At 65.2% G+C, this 17,272-nt stretch carries 21 protein-coding genes and 1 riboswitch; of the genes, 8 read left to right on the top strand and 13 right to left on the bottom strand.

Going from position 1 to position 17,272, the window contains the following annotated elements; genetic code table 11:
• Positions 1–364 precede the first annotated feature (364 nt).
• Positions 365–525: riboswitch (FMN riboswitch) on the top strand.
• 74 nt (positions 526–599) lie between these two features.
• The gene (locus tag RAD15_RS18575) at positions 600–1,145 is read left to right on the top strand and encodes a 6,7-dimethyl-8-ribityllumazine synthase (protein ID WP_458179580.1); all 546 of its coding nucleotides are present in this window, start codon (positions 600–602) and stop codon (positions 1,143–1,145) included.
• A 147-nt stretch (positions 1,146–1,292) separates the two neighbouring features.
• On the opposite strand, the gene RAD15_RS18580 is transcribed toward RAD15_RS18575, so the two are convergent.
• The 8 genes from RAD15_RS18580 to RAD15_RS18615 all read right to left on the bottom strand — a co-directional run bounded on the left by RAD15_RS18580 (position 1,293) and on the right by RAD15_RS18615 (position 9,162).
• The gene (locus RAD15_RS18580) at positions 1,293–2,327 is read right to left on the bottom strand and encodes a D-alanine--D-alanine ligase family protein (protein ID WP_458179581.1); all 1,035 of its coding nucleotides are present in this window, start codon (positions 2,325–2,327) and stop codon (positions 1,293–1,295) included.
• The gene (locus RAD15_RS18585; protein ID WP_458179582.1) at positions 2,324–3,352 is read right to left on the bottom strand and encodes a putative zinc-binding metallopeptidase; all 1,029 of its coding nucleotides are present in this window, start codon (positions 3,350–3,352) and stop codon (positions 2,324–2,326) included. The genes RAD15_RS18580 and RAD15_RS18585 overlap by 4 nt, the downstream gene beginning before the upstream one ends.
• 245 nt (positions 3,353–3,597) lie before the next feature.
• The gene (locus RAD15_RS18590) at positions 3,598–4,551 is read right to left on the bottom strand and encodes a ribose-phosphate pyrophosphokinase (RefSeq protein ID WP_458179583.1); all 954 of its coding nucleotides are present in this window, start codon (positions 4,549–4,551) and stop codon (positions 3,598–3,600) included.
• Positions 4,552–4,745: 194 nt separating this feature from the next.
• Positions 4,746–5,363: a hypothetical protein gene (locus tag RAD15_RS18595; RefSeq protein WP_458179584.1), complete on the bottom strand. Its 618-nt coding sequence runs from the start codon at positions 5,361–5,363 to the stop codon at positions 4,746–4,748.
• A gap of 306 nt (positions 5,364–5,669) precedes the next feature.
• Positions 5,670–6,437: a peptidoglycan editing factor PgeF gene (pgeF, locus tag RAD15_RS18600; RefSeq protein ID WP_458179585.1), complete on the bottom strand. Its 768-nt coding sequence runs from the start codon at positions 6,435–6,437 to the stop codon at positions 5,670–5,672.
• On the bottom strand, positions 6,434–7,552 hold the full coding sequence (locus tag RAD15_RS18605; RefSeq protein ID WP_458179586.1) for a class I SAM-dependent methyltransferase: 1,119 nt from the start codon (positions 7,550–7,552) through the stop codon (positions 6,434–6,436). The genes pgeF and RAD15_RS18605 overlap by 4 nt, the downstream gene beginning before the upstream one ends.
• A gap of 21 nt (positions 7,553–7,573) precedes the next feature.
• On the bottom strand, positions 7,574–8,416 hold the full coding sequence (lgt, locus tag RAD15_RS18610; protein WP_458179587.1) for a prolipoprotein diacylglyceryl transferase: 843 nt from the start codon (positions 8,414–8,416) through the stop codon (positions 7,574–7,576).
• Between the two features lie 8 nt (positions 8,417–8,424).
• Complete coding sequence (locus tag RAD15_RS18615; RefSeq protein ID WP_458179588.1) at positions 8,425–9,162, bottom strand: dienelactone hydrolase family protein; 738 nt, start codon at positions 9,160–9,162, stop codon at positions 8,425–8,427.
• A gap of 169 nt (positions 9,163–9,331) precedes the next feature.
• On the opposite strand from RAD15_RS18615, the gene RAD15_RS18620 reads away from it, so the two are divergent.
• The 4 genes from RAD15_RS18620 (at position 9,332) to ychF (ending at position 12,469) form a co-directional block, all read left to right on the top strand.
• Positions 9,332–9,583 (top strand): accessory factor UbiK family protein, encoded by a 252-nt coding sequence (locus RAD15_RS18620; protein WP_028151569.1) that lies wholly within the window; start codon positions 9,332–9,334, stop codon positions 9,581–9,583.
• 297 nt (positions 9,584–9,880) lie between these two features.
• On the top strand, positions 9,881–10,591 hold the full coding sequence (locus RAD15_RS18625) for a 50S ribosomal protein L25/general stress protein Ctc (protein WP_458179589.1): 711 nt from the start codon (positions 9,881–9,883) through the stop codon (positions 10,589–10,591).
• A gap of 58 nt (positions 10,592–10,649) precedes the next feature.
• Positions 10,650–11,255, top strand: coding sequence for an aminoacyl-tRNA hydrolase (gene pth / locus RAD15_RS18630; RefSeq protein WP_458179590.1), 606 nt, complete (start codon positions 10,650–10,652; stop codon positions 11,253–11,255).
• Positions 11,256–11,371: 116 nt separating this feature from the next.
• Positions 11,372–12,469: a redox-regulated ATPase YchF gene (gene ychF, locus RAD15_RS18635; RefSeq protein WP_338311205.1), complete on the top strand. Its 1,098-nt coding sequence runs from the start codon at positions 11,372–11,374 to the stop codon at positions 12,467–12,469.
• A gap of 172 nt (positions 12,470–12,641) precedes the next feature.
• On the opposite strand, the gene RAD15_RS18640 is transcribed toward ychF, so the two are convergent.
• Complete coding sequence (locus tag RAD15_RS18640) at positions 12,642–12,938, bottom strand: DUF4282 domain-containing protein (protein ID WP_458179591.1); 297 nt, start codon at positions 12,936–12,938, stop codon at positions 12,642–12,644.
• A gap of 181 nt (positions 12,939–13,119) precedes the next feature.
• On the opposite strand from RAD15_RS18640, the gene RAD15_RS18645 reads away from it, so the two are divergent.
• The 3 genes from RAD15_RS18645 to RAD15_RS18655 all read left to right on the top strand — a co-directional run bounded on the left by RAD15_RS18645 (position 13,120) and on the right by RAD15_RS18655 (position 14,396).
• Positions 13,120–13,572 (top strand): MaoC family dehydratase, encoded by a 453-nt coding sequence (locus RAD15_RS18645; protein WP_458179592.1) that lies wholly within the window; start codon positions 13,120–13,122, stop codon positions 13,570–13,572.
• Positions 13,572–14,051, top strand: a complete 480-nt coding sequence (locus RAD15_RS18650) for a MaoC family dehydratase (protein WP_458179593.1) — start codon at positions 13,572–13,574, stop codon at positions 14,049–14,051. Before RAD15_RS18645 ends, RAD15_RS18650 begins: the two co-directional genes overlap by 1 nt.
• 198 nt (positions 14,052–14,249) lie before the next feature.
• A complete protein-coding gene (locus tag RAD15_RS18655; RefSeq protein ID WP_458179594.1) occupies positions 14,250–14,396 on the top strand; it encodes a hypothetical protein in 147 nt (48 codons plus the stop codon).
• Between the two features lie 40 nt (positions 14,397–14,436).
• Here the strand turns inward: RAD15_RS18655 and RAD15_RS18660 are convergent, their stop codons facing one another.
• The 4 genes from RAD15_RS18660 to RAD15_RS18675 form a co-directional block, all read right to left on the bottom strand.
• On the bottom strand, positions 14,437–14,574 hold the full coding sequence (locus tag RAD15_RS18660) for a hypothetical protein (protein ID WP_187437467.1): 138 nt from the start codon (positions 14,572–14,574) through the stop codon (positions 14,437–14,439).
• A 320-nt stretch (positions 14,575–14,894) separates the two neighbouring features.
• Complete coding sequence (locus RAD15_RS18665) at positions 14,895–15,320, bottom strand: hypothetical protein (protein ID WP_458179595.1); 426 nt, start codon at positions 15,318–15,320, stop codon at positions 14,895–14,897.
• A 260-nt stretch (positions 15,321–15,580) separates the two neighbouring features.
• Positions 15,581–16,495 carry a hypothetical protein gene (locus RAD15_RS18670; RefSeq protein WP_458179596.1) on the bottom strand — a complete coding sequence of 305 codons (915 nt, stop codon included), beginning with the start codon at positions 16,493–16,495 and terminating at the stop codon, positions 15,581–15,583.
• 323 nt (positions 16,496–16,818) lie between these two features.
• The gene (locus tag RAD15_RS18675; protein WP_458179597.1) at positions 16,819–17,259 is read right to left on the bottom strand and encodes a nuclear transport factor 2 family protein; all 441 of its coding nucleotides are present in this window, start codon (positions 17,257–17,259) and stop codon (positions 16,819–16,821) included.
• Positions 17,260–17,272 lie beyond the last annotated feature (13 nt).

The following is a 17,272-nucleotide window of genomic DNA, read 5'->3' on the forward strand; positions in this document are numbered from 1 at the left end:
TGTCTTTGATACGCACGCGGTTAGGCCCGGCGCGCGCTCCCTTAGCGTCGTTACGGCGATCCCCTCGGATCAGCGCGGGCCTGTCGCGGATCAAGTGATGTGATTTGCGGAATCTGCGCAACTGGCTGCCGAGTCCGTCCACAAGCCAGGACTCGTTCGTCCACAGCTCATCTCTCGGCCACAATTCTTAACGAAGAGAACAAACCGGAATCGGATTTGCGAAAGGCGCCGATCGTTAATTCCGCCGCGCGAGCGCCGCACCGCCATGGCGGCATGGGACCATGCGGTTTTTCCATGCGGAACGCGCTTGCTGCGGCGCCGAACCGGCGCCATATTTCCGGTCAGGCCGTTCATCCCGGACGGCCGATGTTCTCAGGGCGGGGTGAAAGTCCCCACCGGCGGTAAGGGCCGAAAGGCCTAAGCCCGCGAGCGCCTTCCCTAAGGTCTTTTTGCCAAGGGGAAGGGTCAGCAGATTCGGTGCAACTCCGAAGCCGACGGTTAAAGTCCGGATGAAAGAGAACGGTCGGTGGCAGGCGCATCGCAAGGTGCGGCTGTTTGTCGTTCCGTGTGCCCTGATTCTGGTCCTTTGAAGGAAAGCCATGAATCAGATGCTGCAAGACCCCCAAACCGAAACGTCCCAGACGCAACCGCCGGTTCCAGCGACCGAGCATCCGCGCTTCGCGAAACCGCAGCGGGTGGCCTTCGTGCAGGCCTGCTGGCACCACGACGTGGTCGAGGAAGCCCGCATCGCCTTCATCAAGGAGGCCGAGGCGCGCCACCTCACGCATGTCGACGTGTTCGAGGTGCCGGGCTCGTTCGAGATCCCGCTGCATGCGCAGATCCTCGCCAAGACGCGGCGCTACACCGCGATCGTCGCGGCCGGCCTCGTCGTCGACGGCGGTATCTACCGCCACGAGTTCGTCGCCGACACCGTGATCAAGGCGCTGATGGACGTGCAGCTGCGCACCGAGGTGCCGGTGTTCTCGGCGGTGCTGACGCCGCAGCAATTCCACGAGACCGAGGTGCACTACGATTTCTTCCGCAGGCACTTCGCGATCAAGGGCGTCGAGGTGGCGGCAGCCTGTGCGGAGACGTTGCACGGCCTGGAGCGCCTGCGCGGCCAGGTCGCGGCGGGGATCGTGTAGTCGTCTCGTCACCCGCCGCTGATTGTCAATCCCGCCGCCGCCCCTATAAAGTCGGCGGCGGGAGGAGGTCGTGCCGTGGAGACGGGCGGCTATACCGGGCTTTGCGCTTGCGGCTCGCATCCCCGACAGCAGCGCAAGCCGCGCAGCTCACCCCAGCGACACACCCGCCTTGGCCCGGCTGATCCCGAGCGTCAGGATGCGGTGTAGCAGATCCTTGTACTTCAGCCCGTCGCGCTGAGCCGCGGTGGCGAACTCCTGGCTCTTCGCGATTTCCGGATTGGGGTTGGCTTCGATGAAATACGGCGTGCCGTCGGCGGCGAGGCGGAAGTCGATGCGCGCGTAACCATCGAGGCCAAGCGCACGGTAGATGCGCTTCGCGGCCCGCTGGATCCGCGCGGTCACTTCGGGCGCCAGGTCCTTCGCCGGCCCGTCGACGATGCCGACCTTCTCCTGATAGTCGGTGTCGTGCTTGGCTTTTTCCGTGGCGATGTGGCGTGACCTGCGTCCGCCCATACTGCCGAATTTCAACTCCCAGACCGGGAGCACGCGCAGCCGGTTGTTGCCGAGCACGCCGACATAGAGCTCGCGCCCCTCGATGAACTGCTCGGCAATAGCCGCAGTCTCGACCCGCTCGTGGATGAAGGCAACGCGTTCCGCGAGCTTCTCGTCGGTGTCGACGATGGAGGCCTGCGAAATGCCGAAGGACCCATCCATGTTGAGGGCCTTGACGATCAGCGGCAGCGCAAGGCGCGTCGGCCGCTTCACCTTGCGGCGCATCGGGAAGACGGCGAAGGCCGGCGCCGCGATCCTGCGGTGATGCACCAGCGTCTTGGAGAGATCCTTGCCGCGCGCCAGGATCAGGCCGCGCGGATTGCACCCGGTGTAGGGTACCTTCATCAGCTCGAGATAGCTTGCGATGTGCTGGTCGTAGGCGACGTTGTTGTGGAATTCCTCCAGCAGCGTGAACACCACGTGCGGCCTGAACTCCTCGATCGCTTCGCGGACCGGCCTGATTTCCTCCTGCGCGCCGAGCGGGCGGACCTCATGGCCGGCCGCGCGCAAGGTGCTAACGACGTCATATTCTGTTTTCCAGTTGTTGATTTCCTGCGGCGTGTAGCCGTCGGAGGAGTCCGGAGGCAGGAAGTCCGGATGCATCAGCACGAGAATACGGAGTCGTCTCATAGCGCGATCCATTTGCGCCGAGACGGGCCAAACAGCGCGTGCATCGTCTTGGCGGTCACGAGGACGGTGAAATCGAGAACGAGCTTCGGTTCGGGGCCCGCCGCGCGCAGATCGAGCTCGCGGCAGCGGGAGATCATCTCGTCAAGCACGGCATCGAGAGTGAGCTGGTTCTCGCCCGTCCACCGCGCGACCAGCTGCCTGATCTGGGCGCGGTGTCGCCGAATGAGGCTGGAAGCGGGCTGAGAGCGACGATGCCGTGGATCGGCGGAAAACAGCCGGGAGAGGTCGCGGTCGTAGGTCTTCGGTGGCGTGAAGGCGTAGAACGCCTGCTTCTTCTTGTAGTGGTCTTCGAGCGTCTGGCTGAGCTTGCTCAGTGGATCGACCCGCTCGCGCGCCGTGATCACCGGTCGCTTTCCCGCGATCTCGCCCATAAGCTCGTCGACATATTCGAGCTTCTTCAGCGCCGGCCAGCCGGCATATCGCGTCCGCCAGTTCGAACGCGGCCGCAGCCACACCGCAAACGTCTCGGCGAAGTCTTCGTCGGGGTGGCTCTGTGCGTACCAGAGCCGAAGGTGCTGGACGTAGCGCCGGCTCGCCGGATTGGGCCGGTAGTAACGCGGGTAGTGCTTTGACGACGGCCCGAACAGCTGCTGCCAGCGCCGGCGCCGCTGCAACTGGAAGCCGTGCTGCATGGCATGGCCCGCCTCGTGGCGAAGGATGGCCATGCACTCGCGCCAGGTTCCGCCCTCGACGTCGAACATCATCTTCTTCTCGAGCTTCATCAGCCGGGGATGGGCGAGATAGAAGGGGATGGCGATGCCGGGCACATCTCCCGGACTGAACCACTCGCTCGAGATCCACGTGTGCGGCCGCAGCCGGATGCCGCGCTCTTCCATCTCCTCGTGGAGCGTGGCGACGCAGTCCTCGAGCCAGGTGCCTTCGACCGTAACCCTCAGGCTAGAGAGGCGCTGCTTGAGCAACTCGTCATCGGACAGCTTTTCCCAAGCAAATTTCCGGCGGGGCATCAGGTATCCAGCGGGCAGAGATGACTCGGAATCTGAATGATGTCATGGGCGGCGGTTGGCAACAACCCGTGGGGGCTTGTTGCGGCGCGTCAGAGTTCGATGCCGTGGGGTGGGCAAAGCGACTTGTCAGCCGTAGCTCGAAGAGCGAAGGCGGAAGCGTGCCCAACATTGGCGCGGTAAAGAAAAAGGTGGGCACGGCGCGTCGCGCCTTTGCCCACCCTACGAGACCTCTGGGATCGGAAAAACTAGTCGAACAGGCTCGACACCGATTCTTCCGCGGCCGTGCGCGCAATCGCGTCCGAGATCAGGCTGGCGATCGGCAGCGTGCGGATGTTCGGTGCCTTGGTCACCGCCTCGGTCGGCAGGATCGAGTCGGTGATCACGAGCTCTTTCAGCTTCGAGCCGGCGATCCGGGCGGCGGCGCCGCCGGAGAGCACGCCGTGGGTGATGTAGGCGTAGACGTCCTTGGCGCCCTTGGCGATCAGCGCATCGGCCGCGTTCACCAGCGTGCCGCCGGAATCGACGATGTCGTCGACCAGGATACAGCTGTAGCCGGAGACGTCGCCGATCACGTTCATGACTTCGGATTCACCCGGACGTTCGCGGCGCTTGTCGACGATCGCGAGCGGGGTGTTGATGCGCTTGGCGAGGCCGCGGGCGCGGGCGACGCCGCCGACGTCGGGCGATACCACCATCACCTTGGAGAGGTCGAAACGTTCGCGGATGTCGCGCACCATCAGGGGGGCAGCGAACAGATTGTCGGTCGGGATATCGAAGAAGCCCTGGATCTGGCCAGCATGCAGGTCGAGCGTCATGACGCGGTCGACGCCGGCATGGGAGATCAGATTGGCGACGAGCTTGGCCGAGATCGGCGTGCGCGAGCCGGAGCGGCGGTCCTGCCTGGCATAGCCGAAATAGGGGATCACCGCGGTGATGCGGCGCGCCGAGGAGCGGCGCAGCGCGTCTGTGATGATCAGCAGCTCCATCAGATTGTCGTTCGCCGGAAACGAGGTCGACTGGATGATGAAGGCATCCGAGCCGCGGATGTTCTCCTGGACCTCGACGAAAATCTCCATGTCGGCGAAGCGCCGGACCACCGCTTTGGTCAGCGGCATGTCCAGGCCCTGCGCGATGGCCTGGGCGAGAGCCGGATTGGAGTTGCCGGCGACGAGCTTGATGGAGCCGTTCTTGGCCGACATGGACGCTTCCTCCCGCGCTTTGCTGGATACGACGTTCAACATCAGAGAATACCCACTGACAGCACGGTTATGACGGGCGAGGAAATATCAGGCCGAGGGCCGCAATGGCAACCCGGGATGCTACGTTTTCCCTTCGAAAATCCCGAGTCGGGCCAACGGCTTGGCTGAAAGTCGAGGCCGTGGTTTAGCGGGGGTTATCGATCGGCATAGCCGAGGGCGGAGGCCGGCAGCTCCGCCACCGGGGCCTCCGGGACCACGCTCGCCACCGCCGGTCCGCGCAGGGCGGGAGCAGTGCCAGGCGCATCCGGCGTTCCGTTGATCATGTTGGAAAGTCCGCTGAATCCGGCCTGGGCGATCTTGCGCAGCACGAGGTCGTCGGCGGCGCCCCAGGGATCGCGGCCGCCCCTGGCGGAGGTCGGTTCCTCGCCGGAGAGACGCAGCGCTCGCTGCTGGTTGGCGTCGTAGACGTCCCAGACCCAGGCGATCACGGTCTTGCCGCGCACCACCTGGGCGGAGAGGTAGCTGCGCACGCGGTAGGCGGCCGAGCCCTCGCGGGAGACCACGGACAGGCTGCGCAGCTTGGATTCGCTGTCGAGCACGCCGACCATGCGGTCGAACACCTGAGGAGGCGGCCCGTCGATGGATTCGAAGGCGACCGTCGCCCCGGAGCCGGCGCTCGGCGCCATCGCATAGGAGTTGGCGGCATTGCCACCGCCGCCGGCGCAGCCGCCGAGCGCGGTCGCAGCCGCCAGCAGCATGACCGCGAGCACGCGCGAACCCGCGCGGCGCAAGATGGATGACGCGTCCCTCATTATGGAGGGCAGCGATATCGTTAAAATCGATTAAGGTCTAGGGCGGCGGCGACACAGGCCACCGTCATCGCGTCAGGATAGCGCCCCGGAATGAGACGACGTTGCCCTTGTGTTCACGCGTCCAGCGTGCAGCTTTCAAGGCGCGGGTCGGGAAAACGGTGCGTGTCCCGGACGCGCTGCGGCGCGCAGTGCCGCTGCGCTGAGCCGGGACCCAGATTGCCGCCGAGATCGAGATCGTGGAGACATGGGCCCCGGCTCAGCGGCGCATCACTTGCGTGCTGCGCCGCCGAGCCGGGGCACGAGACCTCATCCTTCCAGCGCGATCGCGTGAACGTGACGGCCGTAATCCGGCTCCTTGCGATGCACCGAGCGGCGATAGCTGAAGAAGCGCTCGTCCGCATAAGTGTCCAGTCCAAGGTCGTCGATCATCAGGATGCCGGCGGTTTCCAGCCGCTTGCGGATGAAGCCGGCGAGGTCGAACATCGCGTGGCCCTCGCGCACCGACGGGATGAAGTACACGGCATTGTCCGCATCCGCCTCGATGAAGCGCGCCACGAACTCGTTGCCGACCTCGTAGCTGTCCTGGCGGATCAAGGGCCCGATCGCGGCAATGATGCCGCTGCGCGTGGCGCCGAGCTTTTCCATCGCCGAGATCGTCGCCTCCAGCACGCCGGTCAGTGCGCCCTTCCAGCCGGCATGGGCGCCGCCGATCACGCGCGCATTGGGATCGACGAACAGCACCGGCCCGCAATCCGCGGTGGAGACGCCGAGCGCGATGCCGGGCGTTTTCGTCACCAGCGCATCGCCCTTCGGCCGTGGCCCGCTCGGCCACGCGCGGTCTGCGACGAGCACGTCGGGCGAATGGATCTGGTGCAGGCTGACGAAATGGTCCGGCGTGACGCCGACATGCTCGGCCATGCGGCGGCGGTTCTCGGCGACGAGGGTCTGGTCGTCGTTGGAGCCGAGCCCGCCGTTCAGCGCGGAATAGATGCCGCTGGAGACACCGCCCTCGCGGGTGAAGAAGGCATGGCGCAGGCCGGGCACGGCCGACAGCAGCGACGATGCGAGCGTCATGAGGCGTCTCCGGCCTGTTCGAGGTCGCTGAGGCCGGCAATGCCCGTCAGCCGCGGTTCGGAGATGCCGAGCACCTTGAACATCGAGCCCATGCCGCTGCGACCCGTTTCCGTCAGGCGCTTGAGCGCCACGGAAATGTCGGTGGCAACTTCCGGCGTCGCCTTCTGCATCAGGGCGGCGGCGCGGGTGTCGATGCCGACGCGCTTGAGGAAATCGCCCTGCGTCACCGGGCCGTGCACGCGGGCGCCGACATCCTCGGCCGCGCGCGCCAGCGCCTGGAAGTCGACATGGGCGGTGACGTCGGCCTGGCCGGGCGCCTTCAGCGGATCGGTGAAGGTGTGGCGCGCGATCGCCTGGAAGGTGTCGCCGGCATCGCTGCGCAGATGGCCATAGTCGATGATCAGCGCCGCGCCGTCCTGGTCGCGCACGCGCGTGGCGAGCTTCATGATCTCGCCGTCGGGCCGCCATTCGAACACAGCGCCGACGGGCGCTGCGCGCACCAAAGGCGGCAGCAGCACGTCGAAGCGCGGGGTCGGCTCGGCCGCCGCGCCGAATTGAAGTTTTCCATTGCCGTCGATCTCGATCACGCGCTCGTGCCAGCCGTTCTCGTGGCGGACCATCTGGTGGATCGGCAGCACGTCGAAATATTCGTTGGCAAGGATGATGCTCGGTCCCTCGGGCACGTCGTCGATGCTGTCGTGCCAGGCGATGTTGCGCACGCCTTGCAGCGTCGCACTCTGCCGCTCGCGCAGGACGGGATTGACCTCGACCATGTGGATGTGGAGCGCCTGGTAGAGCGGCGGCAGCACGCGGAGCGCGCGCAACGCATCCGCCATCATGGTGCCGCGGCCGGGACCAAGCTCGATCAGCCGCAGGAATTGCGGCGAGCCCATCTGCTTCCACACCGAGGCGGTCCACAGCCCCAGCAGCTCGCCGAACATCTGGCTGACCTCGGGCGCGGTGGTGAAGTCGCCTTCACGCCCCAGCGGATCGCGCGAGACGTAATAGCCGTAGCGCGGGTGCATCAGGCACAGTTCCATGTACCGCCAGACCGGCATGGGGCCTGAGGATTTGATCAGCGCCCTGATCTCGTTGAGTAGCGGCTGTTCGGTCACGGTCTATCTTCTCGAAAGGAATTAACGAATGGCCTCTGCGGGCTGCGGCGCACCGCGCCTCACTGCCAATACAATAAGTATGCCGCCGACAATAAGCATCGGGATCGACAACAGCATGCCCATGGTTAATCCGCCCCAGAGGTAACCGAGCTGGACGTCCGGCTCGCGGAAATGCTCGCCGATGATTCGGGTCAGGCCGTAGATCAGGATGAAGCTGCCGAGGATGAGCCCCGGCCGCTTCAGGGCGCCGAGCCGGATCATCACGGCGAGCACGGTGAAGAGCAGGATGCCCTCCATGCCTGCTTCATAGAGCTGGCTCGGATGGCGCGGTACGTCACCGCCGGTCGGAAAGATCATGGCCCAGGGCAGGCTGGGGTCGGCGGCGCGGCCCCAGAGTTCGCCGTTGATGAAGTTCGTCAGCCGCACCAGGAAAATCCCGATCGGCGCAACGCCGCAGGTGATGTCGCCGAGCGACAGGATCGAGATGCCATTCTTCCGGGCGAACCACATCACCGCCACGACGCAGCCGAGGAAGCCGCCGTGGAAGGACATGCCGCCTTCCCACAATCTGAAGATCGCAGCGGGGTGCTCGATGAAGAAGGGCAGATTGTAGAACAGCACGTAACCGGTGCGGCCACCGAGAATGATGCCGAGCGTCACCCACAAGATGAAATCGTCGATCTGCGCCAGACTGATCGGCGAGGAGCCTGCCCACAGCCTGTCGTTCTTGATCAGCGCGCGCGCATAGAGCCAGCCGAACGTGATCCCGCAGATATAGCCGAGCGCGTACCAGCGGATCGCGAACGGTCCGATCTCGAGCGCGATCGGGCTGAACGATGGAAAGTTGATGAGCAGAAAGGGCATCGCGCCTTCTATGTCTGGACGAGATTGCGGCGATAGAGCGCCAGCAGCCGCTCCCAATGCCGCTCGGCGGCGTCGCGGTCGTAGACCGGACGCTTGGGGAAGGCAAAGCCGTGATGCGTGCCGGGGTAGATCTCGACCTCGGCTTTCGCGCCGCCCATGCCCTGCTTGACCTTCTCGATGATCTCCGGCGGGGCGTAGACATCGGTCTCGGCGCAGGCGAAATAGAGCTCGGCCTTGGTCTTGCTGGCGGCGAGATGGGGACTGTCGTCCTGGTCCGTCGCAAGCTGCACGCCGTAGACCGAGGCGGCAGCCTTGACGCGATCGGGGAAATGCGTGGCGGCGTTGATGGCGTAGCGGCCGCTCATGCAGTAGCCGACCGTGCCGACGATCCTCGTGTTCGCAGCCGCCTGGCCCTCGGCATAGGTGAGCAGCGCGCTTGTGTCGTCCATGATCATGGGAATCGTGAGCGAGCCCATCAGCTGGAACATGCGCTTGCGCTCCGGCGCGTTCGGATCGGCCGGCAGCGCGCCGAGCTCCATCACGCCGGAGCGGTAATAGAGGTTCGGCAACATCACGTAATAGCCCGATGTCGCAAGCCGGCGCGCCATGTCGCGCAGCTCTTCGCGGATCGCCGGCGCATCCATGTAGAACAGGACGACCGGGAACGGCCCGCCGCGTTCGGGATGGCTGATGAAGGTTGCGGTGTGGCCGTCCTTGGTGGGGATCGCGATCTGCTGGTCGATCATCTCTTGTCGCCTTGTGATTCTTCTTATGCAGGGACGTTGAATACGATTGCAAGGAAACCGGGGCATGACAAGGATACCTCCGATCGGCCCTTGAACCGGCCTCTTCGGATTGCCATTGTGTTTTGCAGAGTTCGCGCAAAGTTTATCTTGAGGCCGCCAGGAGACCGACATGACCCAGACCAACAACCGGTTTTTCGACGAGATCGGCCGCCTGATGAACGACGCCGCCGGCGCGGCCCAGGGCGTCAAGCGCGAGTTCGACACGGTGATGCGCACCCAGGCCGAAAAATTCCTGCGCGACATGGATCTCGTCAAGCGCGAGGAGTTCGAGGCGGTCAAGGACATGGCCCGCCTGGCGCGCGAGGAGAACGAGGCCCTGAAGGCGCGCATCGTGGCGCTGGAGGCCAAGCTCGGCGGGTAGGTTTTTTGTCGTTCCGGGGCGCGACGAAGTCGCGAACCATGGTGCGCACTTGCGCACCTGGGAACCTCGAGATTCTCGGGTGCGCAATTGCGCGCCATAGTTCGGTCCCTATCGCGACCGCCCCGGAATGACGGCTGACCAGGTCCCTTCCGGCGGCCCATTCTCCTTGTCATTTCCGCATCTTCCGGGTAAAAGCCCGCCAAGTTCGCGGCCCCCGCACCCCTGGAGGCTTGCTGCGAACTGCACCATGGGCCGCGCTGCGGCCCATTAACTTTTGCAAAAACAAGGACTTAGACTATGGCGACGACCGTCAAGGAATTGAAGGCGACCGCACGTCCGAAGAGCGGCAAGGGGGCCGCCCGGGCAGAGCGTCGCGCCGGGAGAGTGCCCGGAGTGATCTATGGTAACAACCAGCCCCCGCTCCCGATCTCGGTTGACGATCGCGAACTGCGCCAGCGCATCCTCGCCGGCCGGTTCCTGACCACGCTGGTCGACGTCGAACTCGACGGCAAGAAGCACCGCGTGATTCCGCGCGATTACCACCTTGATCCGGTCAAGGACTTCCCGATCCATGTCGACTTCATGCGGCTCGGCGAAGGCGCCACCATCCGCATTAGCGTGCCCCTGCACGTCGTGAAGTCGGAAGCCTCCCCGGGCGTGAAGCGCGGCGGCACCGTCAACATCGTCGCCCACGCGATCGAGCTCGAATGCGGTGTCGAGAGCATCCCGCAGTACATCGAGGCCGACGTTGGCGCGCTGGAAATCGGTCACTCGCTCCATCTGTCGGACGTCAAGCTGCCGGCCGGCGTGAAGGCGCTGACCCGCGAGGACGCGACCCTCGTCACCATCGTGCCGCCGTCCGGCTACGCCGAAGAGCAGAAGGCCGCCGCTGCGGCTGCTGCTCCGGGCGCTGCTGCGGCTGCTCCGGCGGCTGGCGCTGCGGCTCCGGCTGCTGCTGCTCCGGCGGCTGCTGCCAAGGCTCCCGCCGGCGGCGACAAGAAGAAGTAATCTCTCAAAGCTGGCGCGCGGTCCCTGACCGCGTGCCGAGCGAGGGGCGCGCCGCGTCATGCGACTCTTTGTTGGGCTCGGCAATCCCGGCGCTAAATACGCACGTAACCGGCACAATATCGGCTTCATGGCCGTCGACGAGATCGCGCGGCGTCATGGTTTCGCACCATGGCGCCGTCGTTTTCAGGGTGAGACCTCGGAAGGCACGCTCGGCACTGAGCGCGTGATCCTGCTCAAGCCGACGACCTACATGAACGATTCCGGCCGCGCCGTGCAGGAAGCCGCAAGCTTCTTCAAGATCGCTCCCGGCGACGTCACCGTGTTCCATGACGAGCTCGAGCTGCCGCCGGGCAAGGTGCGTGTGAAGATCGGCGGCGGCATCGCCGGCCACAACGGCCTGCGCTCGATCTCGGCGCATATCGGCAACGACTATCGCCGGGTCCGGCTTGGCATCGGTCATCCCGGCGTCAAGGAAATGGTGCACGGCCACGTGCTGTCGGACTTCGCCAAGTCCGACAACGACTGGGTGGCAACGCTGTGCGAGGCGGTGGCCGAGCACGCGGCGCTGGTCGCCAAGGGCACGGACGCGACCTTCGCCAACAGGGTGCATCTCGCCATGCAGGCGAAGGGATTTTTGACCAAGGACGAGAACGGCAAGGAATAACGCTAGCTTCTCCGTCATGCCCGGACTCGTTCCGGGCATCCACGTTCTTGGTGCAGCAAGTCAAAGTCGTGGATGGCCGGGTCAAGCCCGGTCATGACGAACGGATAGAGGACACCATGGGATTTAAATGCGGGATTGTCGGGTTGCCCAATGTCGGCAAGTCGACCTTGTTCAATGCGCTGACCGAGACGGCCGCGGCGCAGGCCGCGAACTATCCGTTCTGCACGATCGAGCCGAACGTCGGCGAGGTCGCCGTGCCCGATCCGCGGCTCGACAAGCTCGCGGCGATTGCCAAGTCCGGGCAGATCATCCCGACCAGGCTGACCTTCGTCGACATCGCCGGCCTCGTGCGCGGCGCCTCCAAGGGCGAGGGCCTCGGCAACCAGTTCCTCGCCAACATCCGCGAGGTCGACGCCATCGCGCATGTCGTGCGCTGCTTTGAAGATTCCGACATCACCCATGTCGAGGGCAAGATCGCCCCGCTCGCCGACATCGAGACCATCGAGACCGAGCTGATGCTCGCCGATCTCGACAGCCTCGAGAAGCGCGTCGACAACCTCACCAAGAAGGCCAAGGGCAACGACAAGGACGCCAAGGAGCAGCTCGACCTCGTCAACCGCACGCTGGTGCTGCTCCGCGAGGGCAAGCCCGCGCGCCTCGTCGAGCGCAAGGCGGAGGAGGAGCGTGCCTTCGGCATGCTCGGCCTGTTGTCGTCGAAGCCCGTGCTTTACGTCTGCAACGTCGAGGAAGGCTCGGCCGCGACGGGCAATTCGTTCTCCAAGGCGGTGCAGGAGCAGGCGGCCAAGGAAGGCGCGGTCGCCGTCGTCATCTCCGCCAAGATCGAATCCGAGATCGCCACCATCTCGCGTGAAGAGCGCGCCGACTTCCTGGAGACGCTGGGCCTGGAGGAGGCCGGCCTCGATCGCCTGATCCGCGCCGGCTACACGCTGCTCGACCTCATCACCTATTTCACGGTGGGCCCGAAGGAAGCGCGCGCCTGGACCATCTATCGCGGCACCAAGGCGCCGGGTGCGGCCGGCGTGATCCACACCGATTTCGAGAAGGGTTTCATCCGCGCCGAGACCATCGCGTTTGAGGACTACGTTGCGCTCGGCGGCGAAGCCGGCGCCCGCGATGCCGGCAAGCTGCGCCTCGAAGGCAAGGAATACGTCGTCGCCGACGGCGACGTGATGCATTTCCGGTTCAATACGTAAGCCGCGAACAGCGCGCTCGTAGGGTGGGTTAGCCCTGCGGACTGCGCGAAGCGCAGACCGCTCGGCGTAACCCACCGCGGTCTCTATCCGCAGAAACAGAAGAGGTGGGTTACGCCTAGGGACTGCGCTTCGCGCAGCCCGGAGCTTCCACCCTACGGCACCTGCGCGAGCCTCACTTCATCCCGCCGCCCTGGTCCCTGATCGCGCCGAGATGCTCGTTGATGCGGAAGACGATCAGGATCAGCTCCGCGACGATGCGCGAGAACACCACGCCGACGACGACGCTCGCGATCGAGGACAGCAGCACCAGGAAGCCGCCGAACGGGCTGATCGCCATCGCAGCCAGGCCGGAGAAGATGCCGGAGAGACCGAACAGGCAGATCAGCGCGATCACCAGCCAGTAGAAGGTCTTGATGATCGTCGGGGTGATGAAGCGGTCCCACTGAAACAGGTCGCTGAATGAAAACATTGCTCTCCCCAAGGCAAATCGCGCCTTCAAATCGGGCCGCGCAGTTGGATCCAGGCCCTCGGTTGATCCGACTCAAGGCCAACGCCGTCACCCCGTATGTAGCACGAGCCATGCGGGCCGGCGGGTTGAGATTGCCGCAAAGTGCGGCCACAATCTGTCATTTCCGCCAGCCAATCCCAAGATGACCCTGACCTTCGAAGATTTCCCGCCCGGCCGTTTCGGAACATTCGGCCCGCGCCATGTCACCCGCGACGAGATTCTGGCCTTTGCCGCCGAGTTCGATCCGCAACCGATGCACCTCGACGAGGACGCCGCGGCCAAGAGCATGCTGCGCGGCCTGTCCGGCTCGGGCTGGCATCTCTGCTCGCTGATGATGCGGATGATGGCCGACGGTTTCATTACCCGCGCCGCCTCGCTGGGGTCTCCCGGCGTCGATGAGGTGCGTTGGCTCTCGCCGCTCAGGCCGGGTGACGACCTGACACTCGACGTCGATGTGTTGGAGGCGCGCACCTCGAAGAGCCGCCCCGAGCTCGGCATCGTCAAGTTCAAATGCACCGTGCGCAACGCTCAGGGCCAGGCGCTGGGCGAGATGACCTCGCCCATCCTGATCAAGCGGCGCGAGGGAGCGGTCTGATGCGGTTCTTCGACGACATCGAGATCGGCCAGCGCCGCGAGATCGGCGCCTATACGTTTACGGCGGAGTCCATCAAGACTTTCGCCGCGAAATTCGATCCGCAGCGCTTTCATCTCGACGAGGAGGAAGGCAAGGACTCGCTGTTCGGCGGGCTTGCCGCCTCGGGCTGGCATGTCGGCTCGGCCTGCATGAGCCTGCTTGTCGCCGACGGCCAGCGTTTGGCGCGGGAAGCCGTGGCGCGTGGCGAGGAGGTCGCGGTGTGGGGCCCGTCGCCGGGCTTTCGCGACCTGCGCTGGATCAGGCCGGTGCTCGCCGGCGACACCGTCGCTTACGTCAATGTCGTCACCGACAAGCGCACCTCCGCCTCGCGCCCCGGCTGGGGCATTTTGACGGCGCGCACCACCGGCACCAACCAGCGCGGCGAGGACGTCTATTCCATCACCGCCAGCGCCTTCGTGCCGATGCGGAAGAGCGGTTAGATCTGTTCCAAGATGAACGGTCCAAATGAGCGCGCGAGTGTTGCCCGCGCGCTATGGACGCGATTCCGGGGGGCTGCCATAAGCCTGCGCAACATGGTTACCCCCGAAGCAGTTTGGCGGAACCATCGAGTTGCTAACCAATTATGAACCTGTCGCTGTCTATTTGAACGAATAGGCAGAGGACAGGGGACGAGGACCATGGCTGACCGCGGCGCACTCAAGTTTGTTGGATTTATCTTTGCTACCGCGACGCTGGCCGTGATGCTGGTCGCCGGCATGGTGGTGAAGGGCTATGCCGATGGCGCCTTCACCCTGGAAGCCTCGACCGTCGACGCGAGCCGGTAAGAATTCGTTAAGTTTTCGGGACCGGAAATCCGGTCTCCCCTCAGCGGCTATAGACGAACGCCAATATGGCGATCGCAACCGCCAGCAATCCGACAAAACGCAGCATGATCGTGCCGAACTGGTTCGGCGCGGGCCGCAGCGGTATCGGGTCCGTGTTGTCGGGCCGAATGCTTTCCATCTGAAATGTCCCCGGCCCGGCCGCAACAGCTGCGGGCGCTTGGCATTGGTCGCCGGCGAGGGGCGGAGGGTTCAAGACTGCACTCTCGTGTCCCGGACGCGCTGCAGCGTGTAACGCTGCTGCGCAGAGCCGGGACCCATTGCGCCGCGCATGAATCCTGACCATGGGCCCCGGCTCTGCGGCGCGTCACCATAGCGCGTCGAAGACGCGCGTGAACGCGCTTGTGCTGCCGCACCGCGTCCGGGGCACGAGACCCCCTGAATCAAAACCGCCGCGCCCCTTTCGGGACGCGGCGGCTCGGTGATGCTTGGTGCCAGTGCTTAGCTGTTGCGCAGGCCGTCGGCGGCGCGCTTCCACTGCGAGACGTTGTCGGCAATCATGCGGGTCGACTTCATCGCGGCCTGGCTGAGCTGGGCGTAGCCGGAGATCTCGCGCTGGACGCGCTGGCCTTCGGCATGGAGCAGGTCGCGCAGGCTCTCGAGCTCCGAGATCAAATTCTCGATCTCGGCGAGCGACGTGCCGGCGACGCGCTGGATCAGCGAGTTGACGTTGGTGACGGTGGCCTCCGCGCTCGGATCGAGCGGCGGCGCGTCGGTGGTCGGCGATGCCGGACGGCGCAGATAGGCGATGTCGTTGCGGACGAAGTCACGGATGCCGGCTTCGACCTCCGTCACCGCGGCGAGATTGTTGTCCACGGCGGTCTCGGTCTCGGCGGCTTCGATCTTTTCCGGACGGATGGCGTTCATCGTTGTTCCCCTGTTCGCGTTGAGCGCAGCGCGAGTGTCCCCCGCACGACGATGTCTGTAAGGCAGCTCGCATCAGGGCGCCTGAATTGGGCCGCAAATGGGCCGAGATGCGGCAAGGGCGGACCATTCGGGGGTTTTGCCGTGGCGTATGGTTAGGGGAGTGTGAATGGCGCAAGGCGCATCGGAACCGATCCCCTCATGGTGAGGAGCGCGCTCCTTCGGAGCGCCCTCGGGATGAGGGGAAAGCGTGGACGCTTGGTCTACCAGCTCTTCTTGAAGCCCGCCGTCACGCTCTTGTTGATCGCGCCTTGCGAGGTCTCGCCGACCGAGCCGGAGACGGTGACGTTGTCGAACAGCTTCTGCTCGGCGCCGAACTTGCGCAGCCATTTGTCGTCGGTGGTCGACAGCGACTGGCCGGCGGTGATGCTGGTGCCGGTGTCGGTGATGGTGACCTTGGCGGTCTGGTCGGTCTCGTAATTGCGCGTGATGTGGCCGCCGATGCCGGGGACCGCGGTCGTGCCCTGCTGGTTGACGCTGTAGCCGTTCTGCAGCGTCAGCGACGTGTCGCCCGACAGCGGCACCGATTTGCTCAGCGACGCCCCAATCTTGCTCTGTTCGGAGCCGGGATCGACGCGGGCTTCCACCGCGGTCTTGTCCCAGATCGAGCCCGCGCCCGGCGCGGTCGCGGCCGCCCAGGCGCTGCCGGAGGATTGCGGCAGGTTGCCGCCGTTGGTGGCCTTCTGCGCCAGCAGCTCGGACATCGTCCGCGGCTCGCTCGTCACCGTCATGTCGGCGCCGATGCGGGCGTCCCAGAACGACGACACCGACTGCTTCACCGTCACCCCCGAGGAGCCGTTCGCATTGGCGTTCGAGGACCAGTCCAGGCCGTCCTTGGCGGCGGCCTGGGCGCGCTTCTTGGCGGCCATGACGTCGCTGCCGGTGCCGGCGTCGACCGCGAGCTGGCTCCAGTCGAGCTTGTCGACGTCGATGCCTTTGAGCACGTCGGGATCGTTGACGTCGGGGGTCTCGGCGGCCTCGGCCTCCTCGTCAGGCGCGGTCGCGGCGGGGGAGAAAGGCGGAATGATCTGCGCCGAGACCGTCAGCACCGAGCCCAAAATGAATGCGGCCGCCAGCACCGGCAGCCTGGTCCAGCCAAACCCTGTCGAGAATTCCATCGTCCTGCCCGCAAGCCCCGGCGCATGTTCTCCGCCAATATAAGGCGGCCAAACGCCATGCGCCATTCCGGCGCTGAAGATGCTGACCTATCGTTGCGAAATTGTGGCGGCTCGCCTCGCGAGCATGATCCGGAAAAGTGTGCAGCGGTTTTCCGGAAAGATCATGCTCAAACAACTGGAACGGCGAACCAACGGGGCGCGCGCAAGGCGCGCGCCCGATGACGGGCTTCCGGCACGACGGCATCCGGCGGGGCTGGAGGCCAGGACGTCGCGCCAGGCATTGTCATCGGTCCCGAACAGCGGGGCCCGCTGGCTGTCCCCCCTCAGCCGACGCCGGTCATCTTCGGCAGATGAATGGCGCGGCCGAGTGCCTGCTCGACCAGATCGAACGTGTCGATCAGCACCCGCATGCTGATGAGCCTGCCCGCCTTGAACTGGGCGAATTGCGCGACCCGCAAGCTGATCGGCTTGTTGGAATCCAGCGCCGTCAGCGAATAGCGCAGCATCGAGGCCGCGGAATCCAGGCCCAGCATGATGCTCTCGCGGTCGAAGCGGCGAACCTGGAAATTGTCGGCGAGCTGGCGGATGACGTCGAGCACGGCGTCCTTGCCCTGGCGCGCGCCGAGGAACGGGAACATGTCGATCGGGCCGTAGAGCGCCCACTCGACGTCCTCGTCGATCAGGGCCTCGATGTCCTCGAAATGCCGGTCGTTGATCGCACGGTGCAACGCGCGCGAGAAACGCCAGAGGCTGTGCTCTGTCATTTTGGGCAGTCCT

It is taken from the genome of Bradyrhizobium sp. 14AA (assembly GCF_054185205.1).

Bases quoted from the DNA above. Each gene is read 5' to 3' on its own strand.
- RAD15_RS18595 (WP_458179584.1), bottom strand. From the start codon at position 5,363: ATGAGGGACGCGTCATCCATCTTGCGCCGCGCGGGTTCGCGCGTGCTC.
- RAD15_RS18650 (WP_458179593.1), top strand. From the start codon at position 13,572: ATGCGGTTCTTCGACGACATCGAGATCGGCCAGCGCCGCGAGATCGGC.
- pgeF (WP_458179585.1), bottom strand. From the start codon at position 6,437: ATGACGCTCGCATCGTCGCTGCTGTCGGCCGTGCCCGGCCTGCGCCAT.
- RAD15_RS18645 (WP_458179592.1), top strand. From the start codon at position 13,120: ATGACCCTGACCTTCGAAGATTTCCCGCCCGGCCGTTTCGGAACATTC.
- RAD15_RS18620 (WP_028151569.1), top strand. From the start codon at position 9,332: ATGACCCAGACCAACAACCGGTTTTTCGACGAGATCGGCCGCCTGATG.
- RAD15_RS18665 (WP_458179595.1), bottom strand. From the start codon at position 15,320: ATGAACGCCATCCGTCCGGAAAAGATCGAAGCCGCCGAGACCGAGACC.
- RAD15_RS18585 (WP_458179582.1), bottom strand. From the start codon at position 3,352: ATGCCCCGCCGGAAATTTGCTTGGGAAAAGCTGTCCGATGACGAGTTG.
- RAD15_RS18675 (WP_458179597.1), bottom strand. From the start codon at position 17,259: ATGACAGAGCACAGCCTCTGGCGTTTCTCGCGCGCGTTGCACCGTGCG.
- lgt (WP_458179587.1), bottom strand. From the start codon at position 8,416: ATGCCCTTTCTGCTCATCAACTTTCCATCGTTCAGCCCGATCGCGCTC.
- pth (WP_458179590.1), top strand. From the start codon at position 10,650: ATGCGACTCTTTGTTGGGCTCGGCAATCCCGGCGCTAAATACGCACGT.
- RAD15_RS18670 (WP_458179596.1), bottom strand. From the start codon at position 16,495: ATGGAATTCTCGACAGGGTTTGGCTGGACCAGGCTGCCGGTGCTGGCG.
- RAD15_RS18575 (WP_458179580.1), top strand. From the start codon at position 600: ATGAATCAGATGCTGCAAGACCCCCAAACCGAAACGTCCCAGACGCAA.
- RAD15_RS18615 (WP_458179588.1), bottom strand. From the start codon at position 9,162: ATGATCGACCAGCAGATCGCGATCCCCACCAAGGACGGCCACACCGCA.
- RAD15_RS18590 (WP_458179583.1), bottom strand. From the start codon at position 4,551: ATGTCGGCCAAGAACGGCTCCATCAAGCTCGTCGCCGGCAACTCCAAT.
- RAD15_RS18655 (WP_458179594.1), top strand. From the start codon at position 14,250: ATGGCTGACCGCGGCGCACTCAAGTTTGTTGGATTTATCTTTGCTACC.
- RAD15_RS18660 (WP_187437467.1), bottom strand. From the start codon at position 14,574: ATGGAAAGCATTCGGCCCGACAACACGGACCCGATACCGCTGCGGCCC.
- ychF (WP_338311205.1), top strand. From the start codon at position 11,372: ATGGGATTTAAATGCGGGATTGTCGGGTTGCCCAATGTCGGCAAGTCG.
- RAD15_RS18640 (WP_458179591.1), bottom strand. From the start codon at position 12,938: ATGTTTTCATTCAGCGACCTGTTTCAGTGGGACCGCTTCATCACCCCG.
- RAD15_RS18625 (WP_458179589.1), top strand. From the start codon at position 9,881: ATGGCGACGACCGTCAAGGAATTGAAGGCGACCGCACGTCCGAAGAGC.
- RAD15_RS18580 (WP_458179581.1), bottom strand. From the start codon at position 2,327: ATGAGACGACTCCGTATTCTCGTGCTGATGCATCCGGACTTCCTGCCT.